12 protein-coding genes and 1 CRISPR repeat array (1 of these 13 only partly in view) are annotated in these 15364 nt (G+C 47.0%); of the genes, 3 read left to right on the top strand and 9 right to left on the bottom strand.

Features of this window, described 5'->3' with window-relative positions; translation table 11 throughout:
* Positions 1-1050 precede the first annotated feature (1050 nt).
* The 6 genes from QUA47_RS22200 to rpmI all read right to left on the bottom strand — a co-directional run bounded on the left by QUA47_RS22200 (position 1051) and on the right by rpmI (position 5836).
* The gene (locus tag QUA47_RS22200; RefSeq protein ID WP_333432347.1) at positions 1051-3243 is read right to left on the bottom strand and encodes a diguanylate cyclase domain-containing protein; all 2193 of its coding nucleotides are present in this window, start codon (positions 3241-3243) and stop codon (positions 1051-1053) included.
* Positions 3240-3848 carry a hypothetical protein gene (locus tag QUA47_RS22195; protein WP_006634168.1) on the bottom strand — a complete coding sequence of 203 codons (609 nt, stop codon included), beginning with the start codon at positions 3846-3848 and terminating at the stop codon, positions 3240-3242. Before QUA47_RS22195 ends, QUA47_RS22200 begins: the two co-directional genes overlap by 4 nt.
* Positions 3845-4222 (bottom strand): response regulator, encoded by a 378-nt coding sequence (locus QUA47_RS22190; protein WP_190658171.1) that lies wholly within the window; start codon positions 4220-4222, stop codon positions 3845-3847. The genes QUA47_RS22195 and QUA47_RS22190 overlap by 4 nt, the downstream gene beginning before the upstream one ends.
* 237 nt (positions 4223-4459) lie before the next feature.
* Positions 4460-4990, bottom strand: coding sequence for a tetratricopeptide repeat protein (locus QUA47_RS22185; protein WP_190658173.1), 531 nt, complete (start codon positions 4988-4990; stop codon positions 4460-4462).
* Positions 4991-5262: 272 nt separating this feature from the next.
* Entirely contained in the window at positions 5263-5619 is a 357-nt protein-coding gene (gene rplT, locus QUA47_RS22180; RefSeq protein WP_190658174.1) for a 50S ribosomal protein L20, read from the bottom strand.
* 19 nt (positions 5620-5638) lie between these two features.
* Entirely contained in the window at positions 5639-5836 is a 198-nt protein-coding gene (gene rpmI, locus QUA47_RS22175) for a 50S ribosomal protein L35 (RefSeq protein WP_006634164.1), read from the bottom strand.
* 285 nt (positions 5837-6121) lie between these two features.
* Between rpmI and QUA47_RS22170 the strand changes: the two genes are divergently transcribed.
* The gene (locus tag QUA47_RS22170; RefSeq protein ID WP_333432346.1) at positions 6122-7120 is read left to right on the top strand and encodes an MrcB family domain-containing protein; all 999 of its coding nucleotides are present in this window, start codon (positions 6122-6124) and stop codon (positions 7118-7120) included.
* Positions 7121-7797: 677 nt separating this feature from the next.
* On the opposite strand, the gene QUA47_RS22165 is transcribed toward QUA47_RS22170, so the two are convergent.
* From QUA47_RS22165 to pdhA, 3 genes are all read right to left on the bottom strand, one after another.
* Positions 7798-7986, bottom strand: coding sequence for a hypothetical protein (locus tag QUA47_RS22165; protein WP_333432345.1), 189 nt, complete (start codon positions 7984-7986; stop codon positions 7798-7800).
* A 72-nt stretch (positions 7987-8058) separates the two neighbouring features.
* A complete protein-coding gene (locus QUA47_RS22160; RefSeq protein WP_333432344.1) occupies positions 8059-8250 on the bottom strand; it encodes a hypothetical protein in 192 nt (63 codons plus the stop codon).
* A 232-nt stretch (positions 8251-8482) separates the two neighbouring features.
* Positions 8483-9520 (bottom strand): pyruvate dehydrogenase (acetyl-transferring) E1 component subunit alpha, encoded by a 1038-nt coding sequence (gene pdhA, locus QUA47_RS22155; RefSeq protein ID WP_333281956.1) that lies wholly within the window; start codon positions 9518-9520, stop codon positions 8483-8485.
* Positions 9521-9967: 447 nt separating this feature from the next.
* On the opposite strand from pdhA, the gene QUA47_RS22150 reads away from it, so the two are divergent.
* Both QUA47_RS22150 and QUA47_RS22145 read left to right on the top strand, forming a co-directional pair.
* Positions 9968-12289 (top strand): IMS domain-containing protein, encoded by a 2322-nt coding sequence (locus tag QUA47_RS22150; RefSeq protein WP_333432343.1) that lies wholly within the window; start codon positions 9968-9970, stop codon positions 12287-12289.
* A gap of 108 nt (positions 12290-12397) precedes the next feature.
* Positions 12398-13600, top strand: a complete 1203-nt coding sequence (locus tag QUA47_RS22145) for a glycosyltransferase family 4 protein (protein WP_333432342.1) — start codon at positions 12398-12400, stop codon at positions 13598-13600.
* 80 nt (positions 13601-13680) lie between these two features.
* A CRISPR array of direct repeats spans positions 13681-15364; the repeat unit is 37 nt; unit sequence GTTTCAATCCCTGATAGGGTTTTAGGTTTTTTCCGGC; it runs 559 nt beyond the window's last position.

The raw sequence follows: 15364 nt of genomic DNA, 5'->3' as shown, positions 1-15364 counted from the left end.
TCTGATTTTTCGCTCATCTGACTACATTACCATATTTCTCGGCTCTCACTCTCACTATTTTTTACCTGAATCCTTACTTTTTTACGATTGAGTCCTAATTTTTGTCGCCTACCGACACACTGCCGTCCGACTCACCCAATTTCCCGTTCGCTGTAGCAATAATTCAGATAATTCAACCTGCATTAGCATCGGGATACTCGGCTAAAGCATACTCTGACTTCTGCTTCTGCATTAGTCAGTCAAATGGCTGAATCTGGATTTTCCCCTCTTTTTTGGAAGTAAGTTTCCCTCAGTTTGTTGTTGCTTGACCAGTTTTTGAACCCGACTTTTAGTAACACCAAACCGACTGGCTACTTTTCTCGCTTGACATCTTTTCTACTAAGTGTGCTGTCACTATTTTTAATCCCAGGTCGAGGGAATAGGATTTCCTACGCTTTGGCTATCAAATATTCCAATTATCAATTGTACCTCATAACATCGTCAAGTGCTGTATCGTCATTGAAGGTCTGTTTTCATAAGAAAGAAGAGTACCTCAAAAAAATTGACACAGAAATGCCTAATATTCATTGATAATTCCTTCCGTAATCTAGTCGCGACTATAACTTAATTGAATTGGTGCGACCTTCAACAAAAGAATACCTTGCTAATCGACTGTTTACATCAAGTGAAAAACGAGAGTATTTATTACATCGCCTCTTAAATGAAGGAGAGTTGATTATTAAATGGGGACGAAAAATCCCAAACAAGGGTAATTATTGTAGCACGGTTTAAATGCACAACAGCTTATCCAACCCATCCTTCTATTTGGGTGGATTTATCCTTGGTTACCAATATTTGCTTATCCTAATTTATTGCTTGGGTTCAACGATTTAATTGATACAATAAATCAATTCCCACCCTTTTATTCTTCTGTTTGATCGGGCTTATTTCTTACTTCTTTAATCCGGAAAGTGACAGAAGAGGGAGATCGGGGTTTGGATCGCGGGCTTACAGTGGCATTTTTTTGGCGGAGTGGTATAACTACTCGGAATCAACAAATATTGCAATTCGTCAAGCGCTAGTGGGAGAGGGTAAATTAGTGTTGGATATAGAAAAATCTACAGGAAGTATCGAAGTGCCTGTCCCATTCGCCTTGCCAGCAGGATCGGGCTGGTAAAGTTGGATACGAGCGCGCCCAAGTCGTTTAGCTTGATAAAGCGCTTGGTCGGCTGCGGCAATCAGAATTTCGGCTCCCGATTCAGATGCAGGAACAATACTCGCTACGCCCAGACTCATAGTGACGTACGGGCTCACTTGAGAACCAGCGTGAGGAAGCTGCAAAGCTGCGATTTTAAGCTGTATGTGTTCGGCTACCATCACGGCGCCTTGAATCGCGGTATTTGGCAAAATAACGGCAAATTCTTCGCCTCCGTACCGAGCTACTAAATCGGCGGGGCGACCGACTGCATTGCCGATCGCCGCGGCGACTTGCCGCAAACATTCGTCTCCCCCTGGGTGCCCGTAGGTATCGTTGTAACTTTTAAAAGAATCAATATCGCAGAGAATCAGGGACAGAGGCGTTTGTTCCCGGGCTTGTCTGCGCCACTCCATTTCTAAATACTGATCGAATCGGCGGCGGTTTGCTAGCTGCGTGAGTTCGTCTAAAGTTGCCAAGCGCTCTAACTTGAGGTTGGCCGCTTGCAACTGCTGGTAGAGTTCTGCTTGCTTGATGGCGATCGCCAACTGCGTGGCCAGAGAAGACAGCAACTCTACTTCCAACTGCATCCACTGCCGGGGACTGCACTGGTGGGCCATCAGCAGCCCCCACAACTCGTCTCCTTGCACTAAAGGCACTACCAAATAAGCTCTCACCGCGAATTGTGCGAGCAAGTCAATTTGATATTGCGGCATATCGGCGGCCAAAACATCAGCGATCGGTCGGATAGCTCGATGTTGGTACGCTTCGATATAGAACTGGTCAAAACAGAAATTTTCCAGGGTTTCCCCCAACATCGGCGGGCAGTTGGGAGCTACAGATTCCACTGTCACCGCCCCCGTCGCCGGGCCGGCGCAGAGACTGGCGGTACAGGGGTTGAAGCGGACGATCATCACTCGATCGGCCTGAAGGAAGTGACGCACTTCTGTCACTGTCGTGCTGAGCACTTCGCCCAAATCCAAAGACTGGCGGATGTGCTGAGTAATCGTCGCCATCAGCAGTTCTCGTTCGTTCTGCTGTCGCAGCGCCTCTTCTGCCCGCTTGTACTCGGTGATATCTTGAGCGGTGCCGAAAATTTGTTTGGGGCAGCCGTCGGCTGTGCGGGCGAAAACTTGGTCGCGGCAGCGAAACCAGCGCCATTCGCCCGATCGATGTTTGAGCCGATACTCCAATTCCAAAATATGCCCGTCTTGGGTCGAGGGAAATTTTTGCTGGTGGGCTTTGAGCTTGGGCAAATCTTCTGGGTACACCAAACTGGAATACAAAGCAGTTTGCATCTGTAAAATTTCTTGGGGAGTGTAACCCAGCAATTTAGAAGCTTGACCGTTGACGTAGACGTTTCGCTGTTCGGTCAAATCGTAGATGTACAGCAAATAAGGCGCCGCGTCAGCAATCTGCTGGATGAAATGCTGACTCGATCGCAATTCTTCCTCCACCCGCTGGCGCACTTGCACTTCTTCCAAAGCTTGATCCCGCATTGTGCGGTAAGCTTGGATGCGGTGGGTGAGGTCGGTCACGTCTTGAATCACCAGCAGCGCGTAAAACGATGGGGAATTGACCCCCGGCCATATTGATGACGAAGCTGAGGGTGCAGATTCCCTAGACAAAAAAGCACTTCTTGGCGATCCGACTCCGACAGTACCGTCTGATTCCAACTCAATACTACGGAGAATCCAGTCTCTGATTTCCTGTTCTTCTATGCCAGCCTCTTGGGCCGGCACAGCAGTCACAGTAGTTTGCTGAATTCGCTGCTGGCCGTCTTGCCAAGTTGCCGGAATCAGGTGTTTGTGAATTTGAGAAGAAAAAATTGTTGGCGGGCCTCCTGCAAAGATTTGCTTGAAGCGAGTGGCATACTTTAACTGACTCAGGTGAGGAAAATGGGTTGTGATCTTTGTTCCCAATATTTGGCTGCGGGGAATTTTAGTCCACTCTTCCAGACAAGTGTTCCAAAACAGCACCACAAAATCATCTTGCAGCAAGCAGGCGCCGACTGGTACGCTGTCGAGAACCCCAAACTTTTCCTTAATACTTTTGCTCTCCTCAATCATAGACCCCCGGCAAGTTGATTGATAGCAGTCAACAAGGTGTCAAAGGAATTAACATTGAAAATAAGAATGATATCTCCTTCAATGTGAAGCCTTTCAATCATGAAACTGGTCTGGGCTAATAAAACAACTGTATCAGTAGCTAAACCGCCAGATATCAGCAAATTAGCAATCGTCCCTTCGCTATAAGTGGGAATTGAGTAGTTCAGGCGCTGCTGAAGTACGTTGCTGATTGCACCCATGACCCCATTAATTACAATATTTCCCACTTCACTCAGCGTACCAATTTTGACTGAATCGAGATCGTGAGTTCCCACTTCTTCCCCTGTAAGCATTGTCACCAGCAGGGCAGCGCTGTTGGTGGGAAAGACTAGCTGGGCAATGCCTCCAAAGGAGCCTGTGAATTTGAGCTGGACAGCGGCGATTTGCTCGCCGTTGAGGTGTTGCTCTAACTCTTCTTCCACGTCGATGGGAGTCAGGATTTGAAGGTAGGGGATTTGCAAGCGAATCGGGGAGTCGATCATGTCGTTCAAAACCCCTGCGGCTTGACCGATACCGATGTTGACGAGTTCCTGCAAAGCATCGAGCTGTCGAGTGCTTAATTTCATTGGGTGCTCTCCTCGCTGACACTGAGAGCTTTTTTGATCCACCCGATTAGTTCGTCTGAGTTGGGCATTTTGTGAATGACTGCCATGGCTCCGAGTTCCATGCACTCGGAGCGCGTGCTTGCTTGGATGTCTGCGGTAATTACGATCACTGGAATTTTATATCCTCGATCGCGCATGGCTTGCAGGACTTCCCGACCTTCCATTTCTGGCATCAGCAGATCTAAGAGCATACAGTTTGGGGTTTTAGTGCCGAGCTGTTCTAGAGCTTCTGGGCCGCTGGATGCTTCCCAAGTCTCGTATCCTTCTGCTCGCAAGATTTTGCAGATCACCCTGCGAGTCAACCACGAATCTTCGACAACGAGAATTGATGTCACTACGTTCTCCTCCTTCTATTTTTTAGAACTGACCGGCGTTGCAGGTACTGCTTTTATCTTGACAGTAATTTAAAGTGCTGGGACGGTGTGCGATCGAGCTTCACTTGGAATTCCTGTTCTTAAAAACTAACGCATTAATGTGTGGGATAGTTTAGTATCTTGGACTATGTGAAGAAAAAACCCGGTTTCTGAATGAAACCAGGTTTGCGGGATCTCTATTGCTCCTAACATGGGCGCTCAATTATAGATTACCAAACGCTTGCGGAGCGATTCTACTCGCTGTTTGGCCGTGGTATTGTCTGGATCGCAGGCGAGAGCTTGTTCGTACATTTCCAAGGCTTGAGCTGTTAATTTCTTGCGCTCGTAGGCGTGACCCAGATTATTGAGAGATGTAACGTATCCTGGCTGTAACTTCAGGGCTTCTTTGTAGTGGCGGATTGCGATGTCGTACTGTTCTTGGCCAAAGTGTGCAAAACCGAGGGCGTTGTAAATAACAGCTTGATTTTCTTCGCCTTCTAAGTCTTTGGCTTTCAGGGCTTTTTGAAACAGTACGATCGCCTGGGAGTAAAGCTTCTTATCTAGATAGATACTTCCTAATTCGTAGTATTCCTGTGCTGTTCCTTTTTCTACTGTCAGCTTATTTTCTAAGCGTTCCAGAGACATTTCCAGCTTCCGAGTTTTAAGAATCTGGCGCACCACAAACCAGGAAGTGCTGCCGAGTATAGCCAGCAGGACTGACAGGTAAACAATGAGCAAATTACTATCCATGTTTTTCTTAAAATTAGGTAGGTCTGTGGAAGGTTTTATTTATTTTAAGGCGATAGCAATCTCTGATATCTGCCTCTGCAACTGTATAAAAAACAAGGAAATAGCGATCGAGCGGCCCGATCGCGATTTCTGAAAAAGCAAGATCCCAGAAGTAAGAACAAAGAAGGAAAGTTTGTCTCAACCTCCTAAATTTATCAGGAGTTTTCCTTCTCTGGCAGACAGTTAAATCTTTCTTACTTCTGCTTTCTGCCTTCTGAGAATCAAGCGAACTTTCAGCCTCCGGCTCGATTAGCCATTTCCACGACTTTACCGAATGTTGCGGGGTCAATGATCGCCATTTGTGCCAGCATTTTGCGGTTGATTTCGATGTTGGCTTTTTTCATGTTGCCGATCAGTCTGCTGTAGCTCGTGCCGTGCTGGCGCGATGCAGCATTGATCCGAGCAATCCACAGGCGGCGGAAATCGCGTTTGCGTTTTTTGCGATCGCGATAACCGTTACGCAGGGCCTGCATCACCCGTTGGTTAGCTGTGCGGAACTGTTTCGACTGTGCGCCTCGGAAACCCTTGGCTAATTTGAGAATTTTTTTGCGGCGCGCTCTGGCGACATTACCGCGTTTTACCCGTGTCATCTTTAATTTCCGTTAAACTTTACAAGTATGGAAGCATTAACCGCACGTTAGCATCGTTGGTCTCGTCGATGACGACCAGCTTAGATAGACGGCTTTTGCGAGCTGAACTTTTGTGCTGTAGCAAGTGGCTTTTGTAAGCTTTACGGCGCACAATTTTACCGCTGCCGGTCGCTCTAAAGCGCTTTGCGGCTGCTTTGCGAGTTTTGAGTTTTGGCATGAACTGGTGTTATTTGGACACAAGCTTATACCGTATCACGTTTGTGGTACTTTCTGCAAGGGAGATTTGCGGGTTGGGGGTGGCGCTGTATTTGCTGCGATATACAGGATGGGCGATCTGGTAATCTTACGGTTGTTTGCTGCAGTTAACGTCTGGTATAAAATGTTATACCGCAATTCCAGTATAATTAAGGGTTATACCTCTGGTTTATCACCAGGGTTAATATTTGAAAGCTGCTAGTGAGCCACGATAATTAAATTAAAGATGCAACATTAATTATGGGTTATGGCGCTTAGAAAGTCCCTTGAAAAAATCATTTTGGAATATCCATTGGTCAGTAAGGACAACTTCAAGGGACATTCGTTTGCTAGTTATGTCAGAAATGTAGTGCCAAAATCAATAAGTGCTTCTTTAGAATTACCAGAAATCTATAGCGTAAAAGCTTCAGCAGGTAATGGTTCTTGGGCTAAAGTTCCTTGGATAGCAATATTTAACAATCTTGTAACTGAGAGTGTCCAGTCGGGGTTTTACTGTGTTTATTTATTTCGCGCCGACTTCTCAGGCGTTTATCTTTCTCTCAATCAAGGAATAGCAGATAAAAGAAATAAGTTCGGACTTGGGAAGTCGAGGGACATGGTAAGGGATCAAGCACAACTATTTAAAGATAAGCTTGGTTCTGACCAGCTCAGGGAATTTTCAGAACCTCTCGATCTTCAGCTTGATTCGATCCCCAAGAAAACTACTTCTAGAAGGCTTGGACTTGCTTATGAAGCAGGAAACATAGCATCGAAGTTTTATTCAAGGGAATCACTTCCTGATGACAAGGAGTTGGTAGACGATGTTAGGAAAGTGCTTGAAATTTACTTCTCCCTGTTTGAAGAGGTTTCTTTGAAGGAGGATGCTGATTCTGATTTGTTCAAAAAGGTTTCTTTGAAGAAGGAGGCTAAGAACAATGAAGCAGAAAGAGAATGGTTTGAAGATCCGACAAAGTATAGACTTCATCGAGTAACAGAACGAAATCAGACGTTATCTAGAAAAGTTAAGGAGTTGCAAGGATATGAGTGCAAAGCTTGCGGTTTTGATTTTGAGTCTCGATACGGAGAAATAGGCAAAGGATACATCGAAGCTCATCATAATGTTCCAATTTCCAACTTGAGCGGGGCAAAGATTCAAGTAGATCCGCTTAATGATTTTACTGTGCTATGCTCAAATTGCCATAGTATGATTCATCGCATTAAACCAACGCCAACCGTAGAGGAGTTTAGGCAAAAGTTGAAGATATAGTATGAGTATTTGAAGGTTGATTGCGGGATATAACAAGGGCTGGCAATAGTTATATCAAAATAAACCCATGCAAGTTATAGCAGCTAAATCCTATATAGAGTATCGGAAGAATGTTTTCCTTTCAAAGCCGGGAGATACTGTTGGCGTATACATTAGACCTCTTGCAAAAGTCTGGGCGCAATTGCTTCTGTGCGCCTATGATTCTATTGATATTTAGGAATTTTTATGAAAAACTAAAAATTATGAAAGAGGGATACATAACTTACATTTTCCAAAATTTTGTGCGAGGTAAGTGGAAAATTTATGTACAATTATTAGAGACTTCTTGGCGATTTTTTAAGCTGAGCTACATCAAATTTTGGCGTTGCTGATTTACGGTATGAAAGGCTAAATATGCCAGTCATAGAAACCAGTATCCACAAAGCTTGGGAATTTTCAACTTATTTTTTTCATACCCTGATTAAGCAACGCCTAATTTTATTGTAAGTCTTGCGTTGGTTTTGGGAACCTTTTACCTGTTTTGATGCTTGGCGCTGTAAAGATGAGTATGAAGAATGGCTCTACGACTAAAAGCCTTCGTAAACCGTTGAATTTGTGCTGATTAAAAATGCTGCCATCATGCCGATCGCGGCACTCGAACAGAATAAATCAAGGAGGTATTTAAGCTGGATTGAGTATTAAACTCTCAATACAGGTCTTTCGGGATTTTCGGGATTGGAAACTAGACGCTGATTTTTGCAATCTACTAGCAAATCTAAAGTTTCTAACACAGTTTGACCGATTAGCACCATATCGCCTAAAACCATTGCCGCCTCAATCGTTTCGCGCCCTTCTATTTCAATGATAACAGGCCCTTTTAATCCCACTGTTTCTTGTCTGCCATCAGCATATTTTGCTATTTCCTGACTCCTAATTCTTAAACCCAGGTGTTCGCAGACTTATACAGGAATAGCTGTGCGTACTGCACCAGTATCTAGGAGTGCTTCTGCTTCGTACACGCGCAACAGATTTGGATTGAGCAATCCTCTCTTGACTAACTCTTCATCAATCGCATTCGTTAGCTTGACTTTGACTCGAACTGCACCAATATTTTTGCTGGCTTGAGTTAGAGCGCGATCGAGATTTATCATATCGCCTCTTGTCGTCTATAAAGTCTACCTTTGATTCTAGCCACAATTTATGGTAGTAAGGTTCGCAGTGCCAACCATACAAGTAGAGTTTGTACGTAAGTCTTACAGCGTATTCCAGGTTTAGGAAGTGCAGTAGGGACAAAGGCTTTCGCCATGTCCCTACACGGATCTATCACTCTTGTGGGGCGGGCATCCTGACCGCCCTAAACATACAAGTTAAATGCACAACAGCTTACTCATCTTCTGCATAGATAAACCGATACAATTCGCTAGGATCTGGCTCAGCGCTTTTCTCAGCAAAATCGACTGCATCATCAATTACTGCTTGAATTTTATTATCGATCTCTTTCAATTCTTCAGCAGTTGCCAAAGTTCGATCGATCAAATCAGCAGCCAACTTCTTAATTGGATCGCGGGGGAACCAAAATTCTTTCTCTTCCTTAGAACGCAACTCATCAGGATCGGCCAAAGAATGACCGCGAAAGCGATAAGTCAAAGCCTCGATTAAAGTCGGCCCCTCGCCGGCTCGCGCCCGCGCTACAGCTTCTTTCGCCACTTCCCGCACCGCCAAAACATCCATCCCGTCAACCTCAAAACCAGCCATGCCAAAAGCATGAGCTTTCTTGTAAATCAGCGGGTCAGATGTAGCTCGCTCGTGGGCCATCCCGATCGCCCATTTGTTGTTTTCCACAACATAAATAATCGGCAACTTCCACAAAGCCGCCATATTCAAGCACTCAAAAAACTGCCCGTTATTTGCAGCACCGTCGCCAAAAAAACAAGCAGTTACGCCATCGGAACTCTCATCCCCCAAAGCTTCGCGGCGGTACTTCGATTGAAAAGCCGCCCCCGTAGCTACAGGAATCCCCTCAGCCACAAAAGCATAACCTCCCAACAGTCGGTGTTCGGCCGAAAACATGTGCATCGAACCGCCGCGGCCCTTCGAGCAACCAGTTTCCTTCCCGAACAACTCCGCCATTACCTCCCGCGCCGGGACGCCCGCGCTCAAAGCGTGAACGTGATCGCGGTAGGTGCTGCTGACGTAATCAGTGTCATCCCGGCGCATCGATCGAATCACGCCAGTAGAGACAGCTTCCTGACCGTTGTACAAGTGGACAAAACCAAACATTTTGCCCCGGTAGTACATCTCAGCACACTTGTCCTCAAAATAGCGCCCCAAGACCATATCCTCGTAGAGCATCAAGCCCTCATCCCGAGAAATGTTTACGCTTTGCGCGTCAAAAACTGGTAAAGTCCGTTCCTGAACCATAAATAATTAATACCCGACGATCGGCTTCCTAGACATCTAAATTTAAACCCAGATGGGACACAACCGCAGCAGAAAACGATCGATCGTTTTCTGTGCAGCAGTTCACCAATTGTTAAAATGAGTTTGGCAGGCGGGGCGGATGGCCAGGAGTCCGAGAACCAAGTCCCATCTAAACCCGATGCCAACGAATGATATAATTCCATTACTCTCAAACCCGAAAATGCTCAAGAGTCAAACAACTCATTTAGCTGACGGGCAGTGGGGCAAGGCATTTTCCTCACTGTAAAACGCTGTAGAGGGAAAAAAGTCAGAGTATCTCTACGACAAGTCCAAGATACCGTGAATTGGGCGGTTGGAAGCCAACACCAGAATTTTTGATTTGGTTTGCGGGAGTATCTCACTTAAGATAGGCTAATTCAGTTGCTAGCGCTTTGGGGAAGTGGACGAGTGTTAATTCCACTAGATTACTACCGGATTTTGGGTCTACCGATTCAAGCTACTGCCGAACAGTTGCAGCAGGCTCACCGCGATCGAACTTTACAGCTTCCGCGCAGGGAGTATTCTGAAGTTGCGATCGTCGCCCGCAAACAACTGCTCGATGAAGCCTGCGCCGTTCTGTCAGACTCAGAGGGGCGCAAAGCTTACGATGCCAGTTTTTTAGCCAAAACTTACGATCGAGAGTCGGAAGCCGCACAGGAAGCCAAGCACCAGAGGTCAAAAACCTCAGCAGGCACGGCCACCTTCCTGCAAGACGCAGGAGAAAGTGATCCGCCAGAGTCCAAGGCTTTAGAGGCTGCTCCCGACCCCCACACTCCAAGTATTGAAATCGATGACAACCAATTCGTAGGAGCCCTGCTCATACTGCAAGAACTGGGGGAATACGAACTCGTACAGAAGCTGGGTCGCCCGTATCTTAACAATGGCAGCATCGCGATCGCAGAAGGTCGTTTCGGCGACCCCCAGCTCGTGAGGCCAGATATAGTTTTAACTGTCAGCCTTGCCTGTCTAGAACTCGGCCGCGAACAGTGGCAGCAAGGTCAGTACGAAAATGCCGCAAAATCATTAGAAGCAGGTCAAGAATTGCTGCTGCGCGAAAGCCTATTTGCAAGCGTGAGGGGTGAAATGCAAGCCGACATATACAAACTCCGTCCGTACAACATTTTAGAGCTATTATCACTCCCGGAAGAAAAAGTTGACGAGCGTCGCAAGGGACTGCAAATCCTGCGAGAAATGCTTCAAGAACGAGGCGGTATCGACGGTTCGGGAGACGATCGATCGGGTTTAGGAATAGAAGACTTCCTCCGGTTCGTGCAGCAAATGCGTAAACACCTAACCAGCAGCGAGCAGCAGGCGCTATTTGAAGCCGAAGCCGGCCGCCCCTCCGCAGTCGCCACTTACCTCTCGGTCTACACCCTGTTAGCCCAAGGATTTGCCGCCAGACAGCCATCGATGATCCGTCGCGCCAAGCTGATGCTGATGCAGCTAGGTCGCCGCCAAGACGTTCACCTGGAAAAAGCCGTCTGTTCCCTGCTGCTGGGCCAGACAGAAGAAGCCAGCAGAGCCCTCGAACTCAGTTCGGAAAAAGAACCCCTGGCCTTCATTCGCGAACATTCCCAAGATTCACCCGACCTGTTGCCCGGACTGTGCTTGTACGCCGAACACTGGCTACAAGAAGAAGTGTTTCCCCACTTCCGCGACTTGGCCAACGAGTCAGTGTCCTTGAAAGACTACTTTGCCGACCCGAAAGTACAAGCTTACCTAGAAGCTTTGCCGCAGGATGCAGAAACCGCCAACGAATGGGTCGTCGTGCAGCCCCGATCCGGCAAAGTCCCAGGGCGACTGCAACCGGCAGCAGGCCGATCGCCCGCTGCCATACCCGCACAGCCACCGGCAGCCAAGCAGGGAGCCAGTACCGTCACCTTGACCGCCGTACCGGGCGAGGCTTCCACCGCAGCCTCGGGCGCTAAATCCCAAGCAACGGTGGCCGCGCCGAGCCCCGCTGCTGCGGCCGTCTCTATCCCGATAGCTACAGTGCCACACCCTGCAGACTCGACTTCCAAACAACGCAGACGCCAACATTCAGGGCGCAGCGGAGCAAGCGGCAATGGGCTAAAGGGCGATTTGGTCGATCGGGCGCGCACCAAGGCAGCAGAACTTACCGCCCAAGTCAAGTCCATGCCTCCAAAAAGGCTGGCTTTGTTTCTAGCCGCAGGTCTCCTGAGTCTGTTACTCCTGTGGTTAATACTCAGTCTGTTGGCTAGCGCCATGCAAGCCCTATCGGGCCCCCTGCGAGGAGAGCAAGCCCTTGTCCGCCTGGAAGAACCGCCCCTAGAAATCCCTGCCTTGGCCGCGGCCCCAGAGCCGAGCGCTGCAGGCGCAGTGTCGGGAGAAATCACTGAGGAATCAGCCGGACAAATAGTTCAAAGCTGGCTGTCGGCGAAAGCAGCGGCTTTGGGCCCCAATCACGCTGTCGAAGAATTAAAGCAAGTTCTGACAGAACCGGCTTTGTCTCGCTGGCAATTGATGGCAGAAGCTCAACAGCGAAACAACGCGCACCAGCGTTACGTACACAAGCTGCAAGTTAATGGAGTTAAGACGAATCCGACTAATCCCGATCGCGCTCAAGTAGAAGCCCAAGTAGGGGAAAAAGCCGAGGTGTTCGATCGATCTCAGCTCGTTTCTTCCCGCAATGAAAACCTGCGGGTGCGCTACGACTTGATCCGTCAAGAGGGACAGTGGCGGATTATGGATTGGCAAGTGATTAAGTAAGGAATTGGTAATTAGTAATTGGTAATTGGTGATTTCTGCTGGCTAATTATTAATTACCAATTTCTGATTATTAGGTGAATTTTTAATTCCAAAAGCGGGAGTTTTGAATTGCAGATTATTGTTGAAGGCTGGCGTTTTATTTATCATTCCTATTGCGTAGCCAATCAATTTCAACTGCTGGAAATGCTCGCTCGCCCGCGAAGCCAAATTGAGCTTTTCCACCGCGATATGCCTTACATTGACGCAGCTTGGGAGACGAAAATTAGTTTGTTCGATCGCCCAAATGAAACTTTACTTCGCAGCATTAAGACCCCTGCGGTAAATCAGTCAGCCGATGTTACCCTGCGAATGTACTGCCCGTGGGACTTCTCGGCATCCAGCAGCGCTCAAACTTGGGTATTTGCAGCGACAGAATGGGGGATTGTTACCAGTACAGTATTACAGGCGATGGGTGTTAAGTCGATCGCCCAAACCCCCGTTAACTCAGAAACGAAAATTATTACACCTTCAGCTTGGTCAAAAGCCGGCTTAATTCGCAGCGGTGTGGAGGCCGATCGCATTGCGGTTGTACCTTTGGGAGTCGATCCTCAGATTTATTATCCTGCTGCGGGCGATCGGCGTCAATCGCTGCGCCAAAGTTTAGGCTGGTCAAACTATTTTATATTTTTAAACATCGGAGGGCAAACGGATCGCAAAGGTATTCGCCCTTTATTAAAAGCCTTCGCTGCGGTAGTTGACAAATATCCAGATGCGAGATTAGTTTTAAAAGGTTCAGAACTGCTTTATCCGTCGAGAGACGAGATTGCGGAAGCCTGCCGAGTTGTGCTCAACGATGCGGAAAGAGCGAGGGTTTTACCGAGATTAATTTATACGGGTAGCCAGCTATCTTTTGCTCAAATAGCAGAGTTTTACCAAGCAGCAGATGTTTATGTTTCTCCTTATTTGGCAGAAGGTTTTAATCTGCCGGTGTTGGAAGCTGCAGCTTGCGGTTTGCCGGTTATTTGCACGGAGGGCGGCCCTACGGATGATTTTACGCGATCGAACTTTGCACTGCGGATTGAGAGTAAATTTACGGCTGTGGCGAGTGACGGGGAAACCTTGTTTATCTTAGCTCCTGAGTGGGAACATTTGACTGATTTGATGCAAGGGGCGATCGAACAGCCTGGAATCGCTGCGAAAGCGAGGGTTGCGGGCCCGGCTTTTGTGGCTGAAAATTTTACTTGGAGGCGTGTAGTCGATCGATTGCTTGAGGTTATGGGAGGAGATAAAAAGAGAGAGGAGAGGTCTATTTTTGAGCCCATAATTTTGTAGTTTGGACGTTTCAAGCCGTAGATCGGGTTTTAGGTTTTTTCCGGCCGATAGCGCCGTTTTCATCAACAAAGTGGCTCCAAGTTTCAATCCCTGATAGGGTTTTAGGTTTTTTCCGGCGGGAGTTCCCATACTGGAAGGAGGTAAATGCTGTCGATGTTTCAATCCCTGATAGGGTTTTAGGTTTTTTCCGGCAGCTTTTGCTCCCCGTTTTGCGTTTAAAGGGTTTGTTTCAATCCCTGATAGGGTTTTAGGTTTTTTCCGGCCTACAGATTTTCTTTTCACTTTATTTCCTTTTTGAATGTTTCAATCCCTGATAGGGTTTTAGGTTTTTTCCGGCGGCCCTCGGTAATCAGTTGACCAATCCCGCGTCTCATGTTTCAATCCCTGATAGGGTTTTAGGTTTTTTCCGGCTTTTTTCCGGCGTTTGTGCGAGCGCACTCAGAGGAGCTAATACGTTTCAATCCCTGATAGGGTTTTAGGTTTTTTCCGGCGATTCCGGTAAATATCGCAGTAATTGAAGTGCCGTTTCAATCCCTGATAGGGTTTTAGGTTTTTTCCGGCGTTCTAGTCCGTTGACCTTTTGACATTGCTGGTGCGTTTCAATCCCTGATAGGGTTTTAGGTTTTTTCCGGCTTGACGCTCTCGCAATTTCTTTCGGTAGTATCTCCGTTTCAATCCCTGATAGGGTTTTAGGTTTTTTCCGGCGCTTTAGTATACTGTCGCACATATTCAGCGCGATCGTTTCAATCCCTGATAGGGTTTTAGGTTTTTTCCGGCTCGCCCATAAATTGAGTTCGCACTTTCCATTCCCAAGTTTCAATCCCTGATAGGGTTTTAGGTTTTTTTCGGCGCTCATCATCCAAGCGGCCAAAATCTAGGGAATAGTTTCAATCCCTGATAGGGTTTTAGGTTTTTTTCGGCAAGGTGATGAATCTGAACGGGAAAAAATGAGCCTTTTGTTTCAATCCCTGATAGGGTTTTAGGTTTTTTTCGGCTCGCTCAGGTCGCGAAGATCTGCATGATATATTGATGGGTTTCAATCCCTGATAGGGTTTTAGGTTTTTTTCGGCTTTTAACCCAATTGAGGGAAGCTGTTGCCAAACTTGTTTCAATCCCTGATAGGGTTTTAGGTTTTTTTCGGCAACTGGGATTTATCAAACTTACTCAGCGCCCATACCGTTTCAATCCCTGATAGGGTTTTAGGTTTTTTTGGGCATTTACGATCGCTCTGGTTCGTGCCTTGAGAAGCGGCGTTTCAATCCCTGATAGGGTTTTAGGTTTTTTTCGGCTATCCTCTCAGTACAGGAGGGCTGTAAGTGAGGGTGTCAGTTTCAATCCCTGATAGGGTTTTAGGTTTTTTTCGGCGTTCTAAGCAATGGTTTCTGATTAAATCTTTGGGTGCGTTTCAATCCCTGATAGGGTTTTAGGTTTTTTTTGGCAAATTTCTTTACACTAATGATTCACGAATTGTTCGATGTGTTTCAATCCCTGATAGGGTTTTAGGTTTTTTTCGGCGCTAGGCGACAACGTAGCAATCAAGAAAAAATTAATGTTTCAATCCCTGATAGGGTTTTAGGTTTTTTTCGGCTGGCAAGACTACCCAAGTCGGCATCCAATTTATCAGCGTTTCAATCCCTGATAGGGTTTTAGGTTTTTTCCGGCCAGCAAGCGGCAAGTCGCGGCCGGGGGGCGGGCCATAGTTTCAATCCCTGATAGGGTTTTAGGTTTTTTCCGGCGTTCCATACACTTTGCTTACAAACCGAC

This window comes from Microcoleus sp. MON2_D5 (genome assembly GCF_036701905.1).
Lineage (GTDB): Bacteria > Cyanobacteriota > Cyanobacteriia > Cyanobacteriales > Microcoleaceae > Microcoleus.
The sequence above is the reverse complement of the archived record's forward strand: the minus strand, read 5'-3'. Positions and strand labels throughout refer to the sequence as shown.